Origin of the sequence: Pseudomonas sp. TTU2014-080ASC (assembly GCF_001446935.1) — a bacterium.
Classification (GTDB): Bacteria; Pseudomonadota; Gammaproteobacteria; order Pseudomonadales; family Pseudomonadaceae; genus Aquipseudomonas.
This window is the reverse complement of the sequence record NZ_LKKK01000001.1, coordinates 1156419-1172051: the sequence shown is the minus strand read 5'-3', so window position 1 is coordinate 1172051 and position 15633 is coordinate 1156419. Positions and strand designations below refer to the sequence as shown.

Annotated in this window: 15 protein-coding genes; 3 read left to right on the top strand and 12 right to left on the bottom strand. The window is 54.9% G+C overall.

The genetic code is table 11. The features are described from left to right. Positions 1–26: 26 nt before the first annotated feature. The 8 genes from AO726_RS05335 to AO726_RS20885 form a co-directional block, all read right to left on the bottom strand. A complete protein-coding gene (locus AO726_RS05335; protein WP_058066993.1) occupies positions 27–473 on the bottom strand; it encodes a type IV pilin protein in 447 nt (148 codons plus the stop codon). Next, a complete protein-coding gene (locus AO726_RS05330; protein WP_241492052.1) occupies positions 473–4657 on the bottom strand; it encodes a PilC/PilY family type IV pilus protein in 4185 nt (1394 codons plus the stop codon). The genes AO726_RS05335 and AO726_RS05330 overlap by 1 nt, the downstream gene beginning before the upstream one ends. Next, a complete protein-coding gene (locus AO726_RS05325; RefSeq protein ID WP_058066991.1) occupies positions 4654–4980 on the bottom strand; it encodes a hypothetical protein in 327 nt (108 codons plus the stop codon). Before AO726_RS05325 ends, AO726_RS05330 begins: the two co-directional genes overlap by 4 nt. A gap of 11 nt (positions 4981–4991) precedes the next feature. Then, a complete protein-coding gene (locus AO726_RS05320; RefSeq protein WP_058066990.1) occupies positions 4992–5546 on the bottom strand; it encodes a pilus assembly PilX family protein in 555 nt (184 codons plus the stop codon). 11 nt (positions 5547–5557) lie between these two features. Continuing rightward, positions 5558–6391, bottom strand: coding sequence for a PilW family protein (locus AO726_RS05315; protein WP_058066989.1), 834 nt, complete (start codon positions 6389–6391; stop codon positions 5558–5560). Beyond that, a complete protein-coding gene (pilV, locus tag AO726_RS05310) occupies positions 6388–6966 on the bottom strand; it encodes a type IV pilus modification protein PilV (protein ID WP_275044089.1) in 579 nt (192 codons plus the stop codon). Before pilV ends, AO726_RS05315 begins: the two co-directional genes overlap by 4 nt. A 22-nt stretch (positions 6967–6988) precedes the next feature. Continuing rightward, positions 6989–7507: a GspH/FimT family pseudopilin gene (locus AO726_RS05305; RefSeq protein ID WP_058066987.1), complete on the bottom strand. Its 519-nt coding sequence runs from the start codon at positions 7505–7507 to the stop codon at positions 6989–6991. 124 nt (positions 7508–7631) lie between these two features. Then, the gene (locus tag AO726_RS20885; RefSeq protein ID WP_082629052.1) at positions 7632–8204 is read right to left on the bottom strand and encodes a GspH/FimT family pseudopilin; all 573 of its coding nucleotides are present in this window, start codon (positions 8202–8204) and stop codon (positions 7632–7634) included. 33 nt (positions 8205–8237) lie between these two features. Between AO726_RS20885 and thiO the strand changes: the two genes are divergently transcribed. Further along, positions 8238–9329, top strand: a complete 1092-nt coding sequence (gene thiO / locus AO726_RS05300) for a glycine oxidase ThiO (protein ID WP_058066986.1) — start codon at positions 8238–8240, stop codon at positions 9327–9329. Between the two features lie 18 nt (positions 9330–9347). On the opposite strand, the gene AO726_RS05295 is transcribed toward thiO, so the two are convergent. The 4 genes from AO726_RS05295 to AO726_RS05280 form a co-directional block, all read right to left on the bottom strand. Continuing rightward, a complete protein-coding gene (locus AO726_RS05295) occupies positions 9348–10685 on the bottom strand; it encodes a sigma-54-dependent transcriptional regulator (RefSeq protein ID WP_058066985.1) in 1338 nt (445 codons plus the stop codon). Between the two features lie 2 nt (positions 10686–10687). Next, on the bottom strand, positions 10688–12277 hold the full coding sequence (locus AO726_RS05290) for a sensor histidine kinase (protein WP_058066984.1): 1590 nt from the start codon (positions 12275–12277) through the stop codon (positions 10688–10690). Then, positions 12267–12506: a PP0621 family protein gene (locus AO726_RS05285; protein ID WP_058066983.1), complete on the bottom strand. Its 240-nt coding sequence runs from the start codon at positions 12504–12506 to the stop codon at positions 12267–12269. The genes AO726_RS05290 and AO726_RS05285 overlap by 11 nt, the downstream gene beginning before the upstream one ends. A gap of 143 nt (positions 12507–12649) precedes the next feature. Continuing rightward, positions 12650–13636: an outer membrane protein assembly factor BamD gene (locus tag AO726_RS05280; RefSeq protein WP_058066982.1), complete on the bottom strand. Its 987-nt coding sequence runs from the start codon at positions 13634–13636 to the stop codon at positions 12650–12652. 148 nt (positions 13637–13784) lie between these two features. On the opposite strand from AO726_RS05280, the gene rluD reads away from it, so the two are divergent. Further along, entirely contained in the window at positions 13785–14759 is a 975-nt protein-coding gene (gene rluD, locus AO726_RS05275) for a 23S rRNA pseudouridine(1911/1915/1917) synthase RluD (protein ID WP_058066981.1), read from the top strand. 6 nt (positions 14760–14765) lie between these two features. Continuing rightward, positions 14766–15491 (top strand): peptidoglycan editing factor PgeF, encoded by a 726-nt coding sequence (pgeF, locus tag AO726_RS05270; RefSeq protein WP_058066980.1) that lies wholly within the window; start codon positions 14766–14768, stop codon positions 15489–15491. Positions 15492–15633 lie beyond the last annotated feature (142 nt).

Genomic DNA, 15633 nt, shown 5'->3' with positions numbered 1-15633 from the left:
ACCGGGGCTTTTTAGTTTCTGGCAGCTTACCAGCAGGCTGTAAGGGCTGCTGTACCGCTTCTGCCCTTGATGCCTTGGCTATTGAGGGTGAGGTTCCCACATTCGGCATCAGCAGTCTGGGGGCCAGCTGCCGTAGCGGTCAATGCAACGCAGCGGGCGAGTGCAATACCTGCGCCACAGGCTTGTGCAGTAATGTTGTAGCGGCCCTCATCACTTGGTACCGCAGCGTTAGCTGCGATGCCAGGGAACGCCAATCCATTAGGAGCTGCCCCAAGGTTCGTTGTGTAGGTTTGATTTTGCGAGTAATACCGCTCTTGAGCCTGCATCACCTGCGTAAGCTTTGCGTGGCCATCCGAGCGTCCTGACTTGAGAAGAAACTGCTGGTAGTTAGGATACGCAATGGCAGCCACTATTCCGATGATTACGATAACGATCATCAACTCAATCAGGGTAAAGCCCTGCTGACGGCGCATTAGTTTTCTCTCCAGTAAGTTTTATTCACGTTCTTCATGGTTTTATCGCAATAGCCTACAGGGCCCGTGCACTCCAATTGGTTTGTCGGGCAGTTTTCGCCTGTGCACTTCGGTTTATCACCCAGAATCTCTGTGCCCACGATTACAGCTGGCGGGGCATTGTCGCGGAAAACTACGGCTGGCGACGGTGGGATGCCCGAACGAACCAGTGCGTAGCTGCGGATCAATGTGCCGCTTTGGGTCAGAATACCGCTGGCGTCTGTCAGGTTGAGTACATAGCTGCGACCGCGTCCGACGTCCGGACCGCAGGTGGTAACGGTTTCTCCGCGGGGGCTGAATGTACTGAAGAATACTGCGCCACGGAAGATGAGTGGGGATGAGAGAACCTTTTCACCTTTTGGTAGGCGCAAGAACCAACCAGAGCTCTGCTTCAGACGCTCATGGTTCGGCACATAACTGTTACCTGGCGTCAGCTGTGCATAGAGGCTGTTAATGGCTGCTCTCAATGCTGGCAGGCCATTAGATGGGTCCAGCGTGTTGGCTTGGGCTGTGTCGATGAGGTACTGATAGGCCTCGAAAAGGGTGATGTCTTCACCGTAGATTTGCTTGGCGGCCTGCAGTTGTGCAGCTGTCAGGAGTGTCGAGCCACCGTAAGGCTGATTGGCAATAGCATTCGCTTCTGCTTGTGCCGCGGAGGCTTCTCCTGCAAAGGCCAGGCGCTGAGCTTCAAGTCCGTTCAGTACGCTGACGTTATTTGCGTCGTTCTCAGCTGCTTGCGTCAACACAGCGGCTTTGGCGACCTCGTCACGGCCCAGCAGATCATCTACTGTACGGCTGAGAGAGCCGTCGCTGCCACTTAGGCTAGTTAATGAGTCGAGAGCAACCTGCATGGCTGCCAGATCATTATTCGATAGTGACTGGTTGATGTTGCTCAATAAGCTTTGCAGGTTGATAGAGGGATCTACATTGCCTTCATTCAGTTGCAAGCGAGAGATTGCGTCAGAACTGGTCTGGTAGGCCTCTCTGGCGCTTTCAAGCCCTTCAGTGAGTGCTCGCTGAGTATCATCATCCGCCCCTGTTGCTCTTGCTTCGGTGAGAGCCGCCTCAGCGTTCAGCACACTTTGATAACTCTGACTCAGCCTGTCTTGCAGGTTAACTATGCTCTCGTAGATGGAAGCCAGCTGATTAGTCTGGTTAGTGAGTGTCTCCTTGTCGTCGACGGCGGCATCGGTTGCCTGTTTTAGCGCTGCCAAGGCAGTCTGGGCGGACAGCAGTCCGTCCTGTAGCTGGCTTTGCTGGCTGGATTCTGGAGCGTGTGCTGTAACAAATGGATTCTCCGCCAATATCAGATCCATGGCCGCTTGGCGATCATTGGCATTGGTGTTGGCTTGGAGCATCGCATTGTATTTGTCAGTAAAGCCTGAGCTGTCCTTGAACTCAGCAAACCTATCTCTGGCATCGTTAACGTTATTGTTAAGCGTTGTGATCTGGGCTTCCTTAGTTGCAATCTCTGCAAGAACCCGCGCTGCCTCGGCGTCGGTTAAGTTAACGCTGGACGCATCGACCAAGTCGTTTTCTGTGATAGATGTGTACTGTGCAGGTTTGGTGTAGACGTTTTTATCCTTCAGTACATAGAAACGGTCGATGGTGTCTTCGTTAAGTGGGTGCGCGCGATAGCCTGAACCGATGGAGATTGCCAGGTACGGGTCTTCTCCCCGGTCACGTACTAACGCTACGTCCGGCGAGTTAAAGAAACGGCGGTTATTGAGGGCATCACTACCGCCGAGGTTGGCGATCCGCCCCCCAGTGGCCAGATTGCTCACGCCAGAGTTAGCGTTATTGATATCGAAACGGAAAATCTGCGCACGACTGTCAACTGCGTAGATGATGTCGGTTAGGCCATCGCTGTCGATATCGATCACCAAAGGGTCGGCAGGCATGCTATGCGTGAGTGTTTCCAGTTGGAGGTTCGCTCCCGCCTCAGTGTTGTGGCCTGCTCGCCAGATCAACTGACCTGTCTCAGCATTAACAATGTACAGGCTGTTGCCGTAGGTATCTCTTGCAAGAGGGGTGTTCGGGCTGTCGATGTCCTGCTGAGGGTCGTAGCCACCAGTAAAGATGAGGACTTTGGTCGTTGTGCCGTTGACTTTCACATTCGCTAGTTTTGGCGTAGACCAAGTCTGCCCCAGTTTTTCATACCCAGGGGTTGTACCTCCCTTAATGACCCACTTAAGAGCAGGTGCATTAATGTTCAGAACGTCCAGCGCATAGTAGTTGCGGCCACCACGGCGCATTCCTGCATAGAGGATGCTTTTAGTGAGTGCGCGACTTTTGGTGTTGGTATTGACAGGGCCGTATTCAGTCCACAGGTTGAACTGGCCATCCATGCCGTATCGCTTAGCATCGCTCCCCTTGGCGTTTTTGTGATAAGCACTCAAGTTCGGCAGAAGTTCTTTGGGAATAAAGGCGAATTTCTCTATGCCGGTTTTGGGATCAACTGCATGGATAAAGCCTTCGTTGGTTCCAAAGAACATATATAGCTGTTCAGGTGTTACTTGTGAGCCACCTGCGTTGATCGCTTCTAAACGCTCCAGGTCTTCATCTGTGGCATAGGCGACCAGACGAGGTTCGTTGTGAAGTACATCAGCCACCTGCCTGCGGTGCTGATTGGTCGCTGGATCCAGGCCGCGTCCCCACGTGATAGCGGCTGTTTTATCCGTGTCACTGGCCACGCCCATGAGTGCGTTTGTAAGTGCACTGTTGGCAGTGCTCAGCAGGTTAGCTGAGTCTGTTATCGATGCGCTGCCCGTTACACCCGCAGAGGCGGTCGGGCTTCTGTCGGCTTTGGTCCATGTGTAGATATTACGGTTGTTGGCCTCCGGCAGTACCCCACCCACACCACCTTTACCGACGTCTTTACCGTCAAGGTTAGACCAGTAGCTGGAAGCGGAGTCCTTAAAGAAACCTGTGCTGTCATCTACAGCAGGTAATCCATTCTTATCAACAATAACGGCGTTATTGCTTTTGTCAGTGATTAGTTTGTACCGCTTAACGTTGCCAACCCAGCGTGCGCCCTCAGCCGGGCGGAACAGCGCGTAATACATATCGTTGCGGTAGCCCAAGTTGTTGTAGGCGCTCACGGCAACACTAGGGTTGGCGAAGGTGGTGTTCTCAGCAAGGATTTCAACCAGAATGGACTTGAGTGCATCCACAAGGCCCGATGTGTTATCGGTGGTGAAATAGCGCCCGTTGCCTGCGGTGGCAGTGTTTTGCAAAAGAGTCTGGTTGGTCGCAAAGCCGATTGTGTATGTATTGACGGTTTGCTTGCCGGGTTGGCTTGTACTGATATCTTGATTGGCAAGATGCTCTGCGAGGTGGGGCATGCACTCGCCGTTGCTGTCGCCGCAAGTGCTGCCAGGGTGCAAGGTATTAGCTGCTCCTGACACACTGACAAGTTTTTTAATGTCGCTGTTTGCGGAGGTGTCCTGTGTAGGGGCTCCGTCAGTTAATAGGATGATGTTGCTCTTTTGGCAGGAGTATTGGATGGGGCTTAGGTAATTACTGCCGTTTTTAGAGCCAGCCACGCTGGGTTTATTGACGGATCGATAGCTATTGCCATCTTCATAGACCGCCACGGTGTTGTTACCAAACTTTGGGGCCAAGCCCTTCATGTACATGGCCGCCTCGTAATAGGTTTCAGACAGAGGCGTATTGGTACCAGCATACAAACTGTTCAGTTCACTCTTAAACGAGGTAGCGACGTTGCCGACTCGCCCAACAGGGATCGCGACCATACCGCCATTGTCACGGCTACTGAAGTCGAAGTGCATGAGGCCAATATTAACGTCGTTACTGAGCTGAAGCTCGTCAATCAACTCGTTAGTAACGTCTTTCACCACCTGCATACGGGTCTTGCGGTATGTATTGTTGCTGCGGACACATCGATTACGGATATTGCGATCGGCTGTTGGGCAGGTGGTGCCTGCTACTGCTGCATCCATTGAGCCTGAGTTGTCGATGATGAACAGGAGGTTTGGGCGTACCTGCTGATCCTCTGGGAGCTGTCGGCTGACATAGATTTCCGTGTCATCGCCCAGAGCACTCTGCAGCCCAAGGCTGGTGTACAAGAAACTTGCGGCGATAATCAAAAATGAGCGAGTTTTCATGCAAGTACTTCCTGTCAAAGGGCTACGATTTCGCTGATCGAGTCGACCGGCTTGCTTTGCACAAAAACTGTCCCAAGCAGAACTTGACCGTCGCTCAGGACGAGCTTGGTTTGGCGTTGACCTTTGAGGTAGATCTGCGCGTCACGAGTGAAGGGCAGCAGCCGTAGTGGGCAACCCTCACAGAGGCGTAACTCGGCATAAGGGTTGTTGTTCATCATGCGAATGGTGACGCTGGCTTTTTCCAAGATCAAACTATTGTCCTCAATAGGTTCTTGAGCTTGGACATGAGGGGGAAGAAACAGAGTGCTCAGCACGAGGAGCTGTTTAATGAGGTTGTTCATGTTCGACTCCCCTAGTTACCTGACTTGATATTCATAAAACGCAGCCCCAAGGACTGATCGGAGTAAGCTCCGTTAGCCAACTCTTCGCGTACGTGAAGTTCGTACCCAACGCACTCAAACTTCTCCAGGCTAGAGGCATCAAGTGCGACGCTCTCACACTTGCCTCCTGGATGTGTGTTGCGCAGCACACTGAATCCAGGGTTGATGGGAGCTTCAAGGGCATTTACAGCACGGCTTGCTGATGTTGGGAGGCCGAGCTGCGCCAGTTGATCGTTAGACAGTCGTTGTGGGTAGTTCCCACTTCCGCTACTGAAACTACCGGCATTAGAAGCTTGCAGTAAGAGAGCCCTGCCAGCGGCATTGGCATTGATTGCTGCAAAGTTGGCCTCAAGGGTGCTTTGGCTCGCCTGAAACATTTCATTGCGGAATTGGGAGTTGCTTGCCATGCGTTCCTCCATGGTAGAGAACTGCATCGCTGTAATGCCCGCAATGGTTAGAACCACCAAGAACACTAGGGCCACAATTAAGGTCGCCCCGGCCTGCTGCTTATGCGCTGAGTAAGTCATAGTGGCTAGCCTTAATTCGTGTTACGCAAATTGATAGTTGTGGTGAAGACTTGTCGTGCACGTCCATCATCCCGAGGGATAAAGGGGGCTGCATCTAACAAGATATAAGGGCGCACAGGTGTGCGAGGAGATGTAGGTGTTACAGAGTTGGCCAGTACTGCAACGCGTACTGCGACTACGTTATTCCAATTGGTGACGCGGTCCGCTGAGACATACTGACGGACACCATCCTCTGTTGTGCCCGTACCAATCCCGTATTGCACCTGCAATGCATCAATCCCTTCGACCAGAGCTAAAGCGGTGGCGTTGTTTACCCAAGCGGATTGGCTGAGATTCCAAGACTTACAGGTCAATGATCCTGTTGGGATTTCATTGGGCTTGGCTGGGTCAGCAGCAGGAGTAATGACTTCAAAGTGATTCAGAATTGTTTCTGTGTTTGCATTTGCGCCTGTTAGCGGGTTGCCTCGGCAGTCGCGGCGTACACCGTCCATCAGGCGTGGCTGTAAGCCCACACTCAGTGTGTCGGAGCCGCTACCGGTTCCTTGGGTGCTGCACATGCCGCTAATACCGCAATTTGAACCAGCAATCGCCATCGGAGGGCTTTTCTTGAAGTTGGCCGCCTCTAAATAACCGGCCATACGCACATTCTGAGCAATAAACTCCAAAGCGAAGCGTCCGTTTTCCTGTAGCCGTGATGCTGCTTCATTGCTGGAGTAGGTCTGCTTGGAGGCAAAGAAAACCTGAAGCACGCCTGTCATTAATAACAGCCCGATGACTGTGGCTACTAGCAGTTCAACTATGGAAAGACCGCGCTGCTTACTTGGCGCCAGGCTGGGCTTTTTCATCGCAGGATCCTTACATCGCTGGTGCTGCCATCACTGGTGGCACTTAGCACTCTGTTATTGTTTATATCGGTAGTCGTTGTGGCGCTGCGGTTGGCCCAATTGATACTCAGCACAAGATCCCCACCAACAACCGTTGTATCAATAAGCGCACCTTGAGCGGGTACGGTGATGTAGTCCCGGCTATTGAAGCGTGCATCGTTAGGGTTGAAGTTGGCCACGCCTGTATAGCTACAGCGTGCTTCCCAGACATCGAATGCCGCCATCTGAGTCGCACTGCACTGGCTACCGTTGACTTTGGTATTGGTGTTTGGGTTGAAGTAGTCCGCACACATCGGGTTGGGCAAGGCGGCGCAGTTGGCCGCAGCTGCGTACTGTGCAGGTGTGCCAGCCGGGTTGGCTCTCATACGCTCAACAAAGTCCTGCAGGAGCCACACCGATTGAGAGCGCTGGCCGCTGTCAGCCACACTTTGCAGGGACGTCAGCTGCATGGCTGCCAGACCCAACAAGCCTACTGTAAAGATCAAAAGAGCAACCATTACCTCAATCAATGAGGCTCCCTGTTCTCTGTTAAGCATCAGCGACATATTCAGGTCCTGTTTAATTGCAGTTGGCTGCGGGCAAGATGTGTCGCACTTCAGGACGGCCTTGTGAGCTGACACTAATGCAGCGGGCTGACTCCGAGTTTGCCGGGAGGCCATCAGCAGTGATTTTCAGTGCTGTATCGGTTGGATGGTTAGCGGTGCCATCGCGACGGAAGTCAATCTTCGGGCTGCTGCCGGTATTGCTGGATATTTGCACGTCATTGTTGGCGCTGAAGACGCGAATAACATCCGCATGGTTGCAATTATTGCCAATAGTAACGGGGCCCAAGCACCAGCCGTTGTTCCAGCCGTTAGCTGCAGTCGTTGCCGGTATAACCCGGATGTCACGATTGAGTTTCACGGCTTCGCTACGTGCAAACACCAAGCTCATCATCAAGCTGTTGGTGGCTGAGCTGACCCGTTGCTTGACGATAAAGTCGCGAACCGCAGGCACGGCAATACCCAGCAAGATGGCCATCAATGCCAAGGTGATCAACAGCTCAATTACGGTAAATCCTGATTGTTTAGGCTTCATTTTTTATGCGCAGTCCCGGCAGATTGCTACTAAGCATTGCTGGGGGCTTATTGTTGGACAAGTGGAATCAGGATATCTGGTTCTTTCGTACTGCTGAGTGGTCGTATCTGCTGTGAGCCGATGGTCAATTTGGCGGGCAGTTAGCGGGGCGAGAAAAGTGTGTTGCCCTGCCCTGAGGGTTAAGAGTTAGGCTCATGTTTCGTGTGTCGGGTCTGAGTGAACAGAGGCTCATTGTGCCGTTACTCAGCAACGTGATGCCTAGAGGGGTAAAGTGCATTGAATTATTAGGCGACATACCTCTCCAGTGAAGTTTTATACTTTGCGGAACCGACATCGTATTCAGCAGTTCTTCATCTGAGTCCAGATGTCGGTTTCCGTTGGTATCAATAAATACGCTGATGGATTCACTCCAGTCTTTTTTACAACTGCCGCTCACTGATAATGGGCATAAGGTGACTCGTTTTTGTTGAACCATGGCGTGGTAGCGGGCGAGATTTATCTGACGATGAAGGCCGCTATGCAGGCTTCTCATCCGCTGCTGTGCGTTCCATGAGCCCAACGCTGGCACGGCAGCAGCCAATATGATGCCTATTACACAAATCGCCACGACTGCTTCCAGCAGGCTTATGCCTTTTTGCCGGTTGTTATGACTCTGTCTTTTGCATGACGTGTTCGAAGAAAAGTGTATTTCGAGCATGACCTGAACGTTCCGTGTTTTGGAGTAATTGTTGTGTTGAATGTGCTGGTTGTAGGTGGCGGAGCCATCGGCTTACTCACTGCCTACAAGCTTGCTGCCCAGGGGCAGAGCGTTGCTGTTGTGGATCGTCAAACCGTTGGCTGCGAATCCTCCTGGGCCGGTGGTGGGATTGTTTCGCCGTTGTACCCATGGCGTTACAGTGCGGCGGTTACGGCACTGGCACATTGGTCGCAGGACTTTTATCCACGCCTCGGGCAGGAGTTGCTTGAGCGTACGCAGGTCGACCCACAGGTCTATGAGACAGGTCTGTACTGGCTGGACTTGGATGATGAGGCTGATGCGTTGGCTTGGGCTCAGCAGCAGGGCAGGGCGTTGCATCAGGTTGATATGGCTGAGGTGTATCGCGCTGTTCCGCCACTTGGGCCGGGATATGAGCGGGCAATCTATATGCCCGGGGTGGCCAATGTGCGCAATCCGCGCTTGGTCAAATCACTGCGCGCCGCCTTGGCATCCATGAGTAACGTGCAAATTTTGGAGCAGTGCCCGGTCGTTGGCTTTCTGACTGAGCAGGGGCGCGTCACGGGTGTTCGGACTACGCAGGGCGAGCTGCAGGCCGATCGGGTTGTCCTGACCGCCGGAGCCTGGAGCGGCGAGCTGCTGGCTACGCTGGGGCTTAATCTGCAGGTTGAACCGGTCAAAGGTCAGATGATTCTGTTTAAGTGCGCTGAGGACTTCCTGCCGCGCATGGTTCTGGCTAAGGGGCGTTACGCCATTCCGCGTCGCGATGGCCATATCTTGGTGGGTAGTACGCTGGAATACGCAGGCTTTGACAAAACCCCAAGTGCTGAGGCGCTGGATAGCCTCAAAGCATCGGCTCTGGAGCTGCTGCCCGAGCTGGTCAATGCTGAAGTAGTTGGGCACTGGGCTGGCCTTCGTCCAGGCTCACCTGAGGGCATTCCTTACATTGGTCCAGTGCCGGGGTATGAGGGGTTGTGGCTGAACTGTGGGCACTTCCGCAACGGGCTGGTGTTGGCCCCAGCTTCCTGTCAGCTATTGGTGGATCTAATGTTGGGGAATGAGCCGATTATTGATCCGGCCCCTTATGCGCCGAGCGGCCGTATCTAATCCGGTCAGCGCTGGGCGTCAGTCGATGCCCAGTTTTTTCAGGCGGTAGCGCATCGAACGGAAGCTAAGCCCAAGGCGTTGTGCCGCCGCCGTCCGGTTCCAGCGTGTTTCTTCCAGCGCTTGCATGATCAGCTTGCGTTCGATGTCTTCCAGATAGTCTTCCAGATTGTCGATCTGCGAGAGGCTGGTCTGGCTGTTATCGGTTGGCAGGCAGCTCTCTGTCAGGCTTAGGTCGGCGGCGGTGATGCGGTCGTTATCGCAGAGGGTGTAGGCCCGTTCCAGCATGTTTTCCAGCTCGCGCACGTTGCCAGGGAAGCGGTAGTTTTTAAGCTTCTCCAGCGCGTCGGCATCCAGTTTGGCGGGGGGCATGTCGCTGCTTTCGGCGAGGCGCTTGAGCATGATGTCGGCCAGCATCGGGATGTCTTCGCGGCGCTCACGTAAAGGCGGAACGCGCAGTTCGATGACGTTCAGCCGGTAGTACAAGTCCTGACGGAAGCGCCCTGCGGCGACTTCTCCGGCTAAGTCTTTATGGGTTGCGCAGAGAATACGCACGTCGACGATACTCTCTTGCTGGCCACCCACCGCGCGCACTGCTTTCTCCTGAATCACCCGCAGCAGTTTGACTTGCATGGCCAGTGGCAAGTCAGCTACTTCGTCGAGGAAGAGAGTGCCGCCATTGGCTGCTTGAAACAGGCCGATCTTGTCTTCGACTGCGCCGGTAAAACTGCCCTTCTTGTAGCCGAAGAATTCGCTTTCCATCAGTTCGGAGGGAATTGCGCCGCAGTTCACCGGAATAAACGGCTGTTCACTGCGTGGGCCTTGTTCGTGGATAAGGCGGGCGACTAGTTCCTTACCACTGCCGGACTCGCCGCTGATATAGACCGGCGCTTGGCTGCGCGCAAGCTTGAGGATTTGCTTGCGCATGGCCTTCATCGGCGGCGACTCGCCCAGCAGACGGCTGTCCACCGGTGCTTCCTGGGTTTCACTGCTGCCCAGGCGTAATGCAGCTCCGACCAGCTCGCGCAGGCGGCCAAGGTCAACCGGCTTGGTCAGAAAGTCGAAAGCGCCCGCTTTAAGCGCGTTCACCGCGGTATCCAGGCTGCCATAGGCGGTGATCATCGCCACAGGTACTTGTGGATGGCGTTGCTGAATATGTTGAACCAGTTCAAGTCCAGTCCCGTCCGGCAGGCGCATGTCGGTCAGGCACAGGTCGAAGGGCTCGCGTGCCAGCCACTCTCGCGCTTCTTTGACGTTGCGGGCGCTGCGTGTGTCCAGCTTCATGCGGCCGAGAGTGATTTCCAGAAGTTCGCGGATATCGGGCTCGTCATCAACGATCAGGGCTCTCTGGCGGGTCATGGTCAGCTCAGTTTGCGTGGGTGGGCAAAGGTTATACGGAAGCAGCTGCCGCCGCGGTCGCGTTGTTTATAGTCAAGGCGGGCCTGATTGCTCTCGCACAGTTCGCGGGAAATATACAGGCCAAGGCCTGTGCCTTTGCTTTCGGTGGTGAAAAAGGGCTCGAACAGATGTGAGGCCTGTTCCGGGGCGATACCTGGGCCATTATCGAGAATTTCCAGTACCGGCAGATCGCTTTCTTCATCCCGGTAAAGCTCCAGCCAAACCTGGCCAATACTGTTGTTTTTACTGCTGTAGCGCATGCCGTTGCCGACCAGATTATTCAAGACTTGGGTGAGCTGGTTGGGGTCCATGCGGGTCTGAATGCTGCCGCCAGTGACATTCAGGTGCAACTCCTGGTCCGGGCCGGCATTACTGCGGTATTCGCTGGCAAAGCGATGCAGCCAGTATTTCAGGTCGAGCAGTTGCGGCTCTGCCTGGCGGCGACGGGAAAGCTGCAGAACGTTCTCGATCACCAGATCCATGCGCAGTGTATGGTCGTGGATGATTTGTGCCAGGCGGCGGTCCGCGCCTTGCAAGTCATCGGACTCCTGCAGCAACTGGGCCGCATGACTAATCGCGCCGAGCGGATTGCGGATCTCATGGGCGATACCTGCGGTCAGCCGTCCCAGAGAGGCCAGCTTAAGCTGCTGGGCTTGCTGGGTGATCTGAGAGACGTCGTCGAGAAAGATCAGGGTGTGGGTTTTCTGCCCGCGTTGCAGTGGAGTGAAGCTGGGCTGGATCAAATGGCCATTTCCCGAGGGCTGAATGCTCCCAGGTCGCAGGCTGGGGTTGAGCAGCCACTGTTTCATGCGGTTGACCAAGTGTGTGCAGGCGGTATCGAGCAGCTTGCCTTCCAACTCGGTCTTGCCAAGTAGGTGTTCAGCGCCATGGTTGGCCAGCAGGATGCGGTGATTCTCGTCAATAACCAGAATCCCAGTGCGCATGCGCTGCAGAATCAAAGCGTTGAGAGTTTCCAGGCTGGCGACATCGGCGGCGCGCTGTTCGGCCAGGCTTTCGCTCGCCTGCAGTCGTAGTGTCAGGCGCTGTACGAAGAGGGCGGTGACAAAACACAGTGCCCCCAGTGCGCCGACCTGCACATAGTGCGCCGCTGCGGCTGGCCGTTCAAGGCTGAGGTAGAAGGTCAGATAGACCATGCCGATGCTGGCAACTGCCGCAATCAGCAGGCCTATGCGGCCGCTGAGCAGGATGTTGCAGATTGCAACGGATACGATCAGCAAGCTGCCGATACCGCTGGGCACTCCGCCCGCGCTATAGAACAGGCCGGTGAGCAGTAGGATATCTGTCAGGGCAATGGTGAAAATCTGCGCCAGCTGCTTGGGACGCTGTACCAGTGCGATGATGAGAATATTGAGGATCAGATAGAACCAGCTGCCATTGCGAAATAGCGTTGGGTGAGCCATTTCTAGCAGCTCGGTATCCAGATTGCTGGAAACCAGAAGAGCCAGGATCATACCGATCCCGACCCGGTAAATATGATAAAGGCGCAGAACGCGCCAGCTTTGCTCCTGGTTCAGGGACAGATTATTGCTCACTGCCGCTGTGGCCTTGCTCAAGATGGGCCTGACTGCAGAACCACTGGCTGTCTTTGCTCAGGGCATTTTGTCGGGGCACATGGATGCCGCACTGTTCACAGCGAACCATCGGCTGTGGATTGGCCTCGCTGGGCTTTTCCTGTGCTTTGCTGACCGCAGGACGGTTGAAGCGGCGCCACAGCCAGAAGGCAGCAAAAATAACGGCAATCCAGAATAACAAGCGAAACAAGTCGCGATCCTCTTAATAAGCAAACTGCAAACAGTCTATCAACCCGCCAAAAACAGAACAGTACTGTATTCGCTGTGGTTGTCGGTGTATGCGAATAAAAAAGGGAGGCCGAAAGCCTCCCTTACTAAAACGGCGTCCTGCGCTTAGTCAAACAGACCGAAGGTCAGGTAGCTGAACCAGGAACGGTCCTGCTTATCTTCTTCAGCAGGGTTCTTCAGTTCGGCTGGGATCTGATCTTCAGCATCTTCGTACTGGCGGATTACGTCTTGGCTGGCGCGGGTTTCGCCCGGTGGCAGTGGCGCGTCAGTCTCGATCAGGCCCAGAGTAGCTTTAGCCAGCCAAGAGCGGTCATCTGTATCGGACTCGCGCGGTACAAACTGGCCGTCTTTCAGGCTCGGGTGATCAGGGTAATTGAGCTTCAGGGTTTCCAGGCTGGTTGCAGCCAAGTCGTCCAGTGTCAGGCGCTGATAGGCCTCGACCATGACGGCCAGACCGTCGCCCACAGCTGGGGTTTCCTGGAAGTTTTCTACCACGTAACGGCCGCGGTTGGCGGCGGCAACATAAGCTTTGCGCATCAGATAGTAGTGAGCAACATGCACTTCGTAAGCCGCCAGCAGGTTACGCAGGTAGATCATGCGTTGCTTGGCGTCCGGGGCGTAACGGCTGTGCGGGTAGCGGCTGACCAGTTGAGCAAACTCGTTATAGGAGTCGCGGGCTGCGCCCGGGTCGCGCTTGGTCATGTCCAACGGTAGGAAACGGGCCACCAAGCCGCGATCCTGATCGAACGAGGCCAGGCCTTTGAGGTAGTAGGCGTAGTCCACGTTAGCGTGCTGCGGGTGCAAGCGTATAAAACGGTCAGCAGCAGAGCGCGCTGCTTCAGGCTCTGCGTTCTTGTAATAGGCGTAGATCAGCTCAAGCTGGGCCTGCTCTGCATAGCGGCCGAACGGATAGCGCGACTCCAGCGCTTTCAGTTTGGATACCGCGCTGGTGTAGCTGTTGTTGTCCAGATCGGTTTGAGCCTGCTGGTACAGTTCAGCTTCGCTCAAGTTTTCGTCGACAGCCGGTTCTTTCGAAGAGCACGCGGCGGTTAGGGCGATTATTGCGATCAGCAGCAGGTGTTTCACTTGCATGGTGGCTTGCGTCCCTGTGACGGCGGCTGTCTTGAGCGGAGCCGTCCTGTTATGATTAGCGCCCCCAGCGTATCTGGGGCAAAGACGCCGTATTTAACCACAAGCCTGTGGCCGAAACCAAAGGCTACACGTCCCGCCTTTATCGAGCATGTCCTCTATTAATAAGCAGATTATTCAAATGAGCGCTGAAGTCCCCTCCGAAATGGGTGGGCAGCGTCTCGACCAAGTCGCCGCAATGCTGTTTGCGGAGCACTCTCGTTCGCGCTTGTCTGCCTGGATTAAAGAGGGCTTGCTGACCGTTGACGGTGCTGTACTGCGCCCGCGGGATATCGTTCACAGCGGTTCTGTGCTGGCTCTCAATGCTGAGCAAGAAGCACAGGGCGAGTGGGTTGCGCAGGACATCGAGCTGAACATTGTTTATGAAGATGATCAGATTCTGGTGATCGACAAACCAGCCGGGCTCGTTGTTCATCCAGCAGCTGGACATGCAGATGGCACGTTGCTTAATGCTCTGCTGCACCATGTGCCGGACATTATTAATGTGCCCCGTGCAGGTATTGTCCATCGTCTGGACAAAGACACCACCGGCCTGATGGTGGTTGCCAAGACCATCGAGGCCCAGACTCGGTTGGTCGATCAGCTGCAAAAGCGCACAGTCAGCCGAATCTACGAATGCATTGTGGTGGGCGTGATTACCTCCGGTGGGAAGATTGATGCGCCGATTGGCCGTAGCTCTTCCCAGCGCCAACGCATGGCTGTAACGGATGGCGGTAAGCCTGCTGTCAGTCATTACCGGGTTTTGGAGCGCTTCCGCTCGCACACCCATGCGCGGGTCAAACTGGAAACTGGGCGTACTCACCAGATTCGCGTGCACATGAGCCATATCGGCTATCCGCTGGTGGGCGATCCTGTCTACGCCGGGCGTTTCCGTATTCCTCCGGCTGCTAACCCGAGCATGGTGCAAACCCTCAAAGAGTTTCCGCGTCAGGCATTGCATGCACGATTTCTGGAACTTGAGCACCCAACCACCGGTCAACGCATGAAGTGGCAGTCTCCTCTGCCGGATGACTTTGAGTGGTTGCTGACGTTATTGCGTCAGGATCGTGAAGCTTTTATCGGATAAATACTCATGCATGACTGGCTAACGCCCCAATGGCCCGCCCCCGGACGAGTCAAAAGCTGTGTCACTACGCGCAGTGGCGGCGTTAGCGTTGCCCCCTATGAAGGGCTCAATCTGGGGGATCACGTTGGTGATGATCCGGTCAGTGTGCGCAAGAACCGTGAGCGTCTGCTCAGCATGCTGGGTTGTAAACCCGCGTGGTTGCAGCAGGTGCACGGTACGCAAGTGGTGGAGGCCAATCCATGGCAAGTGGATGAGGCCGACGCCAGTTGGAGTGCTACGGCGGGTATTGCCTGCACAGTGATGACGGCTGATTGCTTGCCAGTCCTGTTCTGTGATCGCGCCGGTACGCGCGTGGCAGCTGCCCATGCGGGCTGGCGTGGGCTTGCTGGCGGTGTGCTCGAGGCGACTCTGGATGCCTTAGCCGTGCCGGCTGAGAACGTATTAGTTTGGCTTGGCCCTGCCATTGGTCCCGAGGCTTTCGAAGTGGGTGCAGAGGTTCGGGATGCCTTTGTCGCCCAGCACGAGCAAGCGCAGGCAGCGTTTGCCCCCAGCCATAATACGGGCAAATTTATGGCAGACATCTATCAGCTGGCCCGCATTCGCCTGGCAGCTTGCGGTGTTGAAGCTGTTTATGGCGGTGGTTTGTGTACCTTTAATGACCCGCGCTTCTATTCCTACCGACGTTCTGCGCAAACCGGGCGTTTTGCCAGTCTGATCTGGCTGGCTGGTTAAGTGGCTTGAAGCCGAAAGGCGGGTAGCTGATCCAGATCAATAACGCCCGCCTTGAAACCTACACAAACGGCCTCATCTACTCTGTATCAAGCAGGTTTTCTGTTTATGGCGCGATTCACTGTGCCGGCCTGCATACACCCGG

Coding starts and splice junctions, on each gene's coding strand:
- AO726_RS05335 (WP_058066993.1), bottom strand. CDS start 473: ATGCGCCGTCAGCAGGGCTTTACCCTGATTGAGTTGATGATCGTTATC.
- AO726_RS05325 (WP_058066991.1), bottom strand. CDS start 4,980: ATGAACAACCTCATTAAACAGCTCCTCGTGCTGAGCACTCTGTTTCTT.
- AO726_RS05320 (WP_058066990.1), bottom strand. CDS start 5,546: ATGACTTACTCAGCGCATAAGCAGCAGGCCGGGGCGACCTTAATTGTG.
- AO726_RS05315 (WP_058066989.1), bottom strand. CDS start 6,391: ATGAAAAAGCCCAGCCTGGCGCCAAGTAAGCAGCGCGGTCTTTCCATA.
- pilV (WP_275044089.1), bottom strand. CDS start 6,966: ATGCTTAACAGAGAACAGGGAGCCTCATTGATTGAGGTAATGGTTGCT.
- AO726_RS05305 (WP_058066987.1), bottom strand. CDS start 7,507: ATGAAGCCTAAACAATCAGGATTTACCGTAATTGAGCTGTTGATCACC.
- AO726_RS20885 (WP_082629052.1), bottom strand. CDS start 8,204: ATGCTCGAAATACACTTTTCTTCGAACACGTCATGCAAAAGACAGAGT.
- AO726_RS05295 (WP_058066985.1), bottom strand. CDS start 10,685: ATGACCCGCCAGAGAGCCCTGATCGTTGATGACGAGCCCGATATCCGC.
- AO726_RS05280 (WP_058066982.1), bottom strand. CDS start 13,636: ATGCAAGTGAAACACCTGCTGCTGATCGCAATAATCGCCCTAACCGCC.
- rluD (WP_058066981.1), top strand. CDS start 13,785: ATGTCCTCTATTAATAAGCAGATTATTCAAATGAGCGCTGAAGTCCCC.
- pgeF (WP_058066980.1), top strand. CDS start 14,766: ATGCATGACTGGCTAACGCCCCAATGGCCCGCCCCCGGACGAGTCAAA.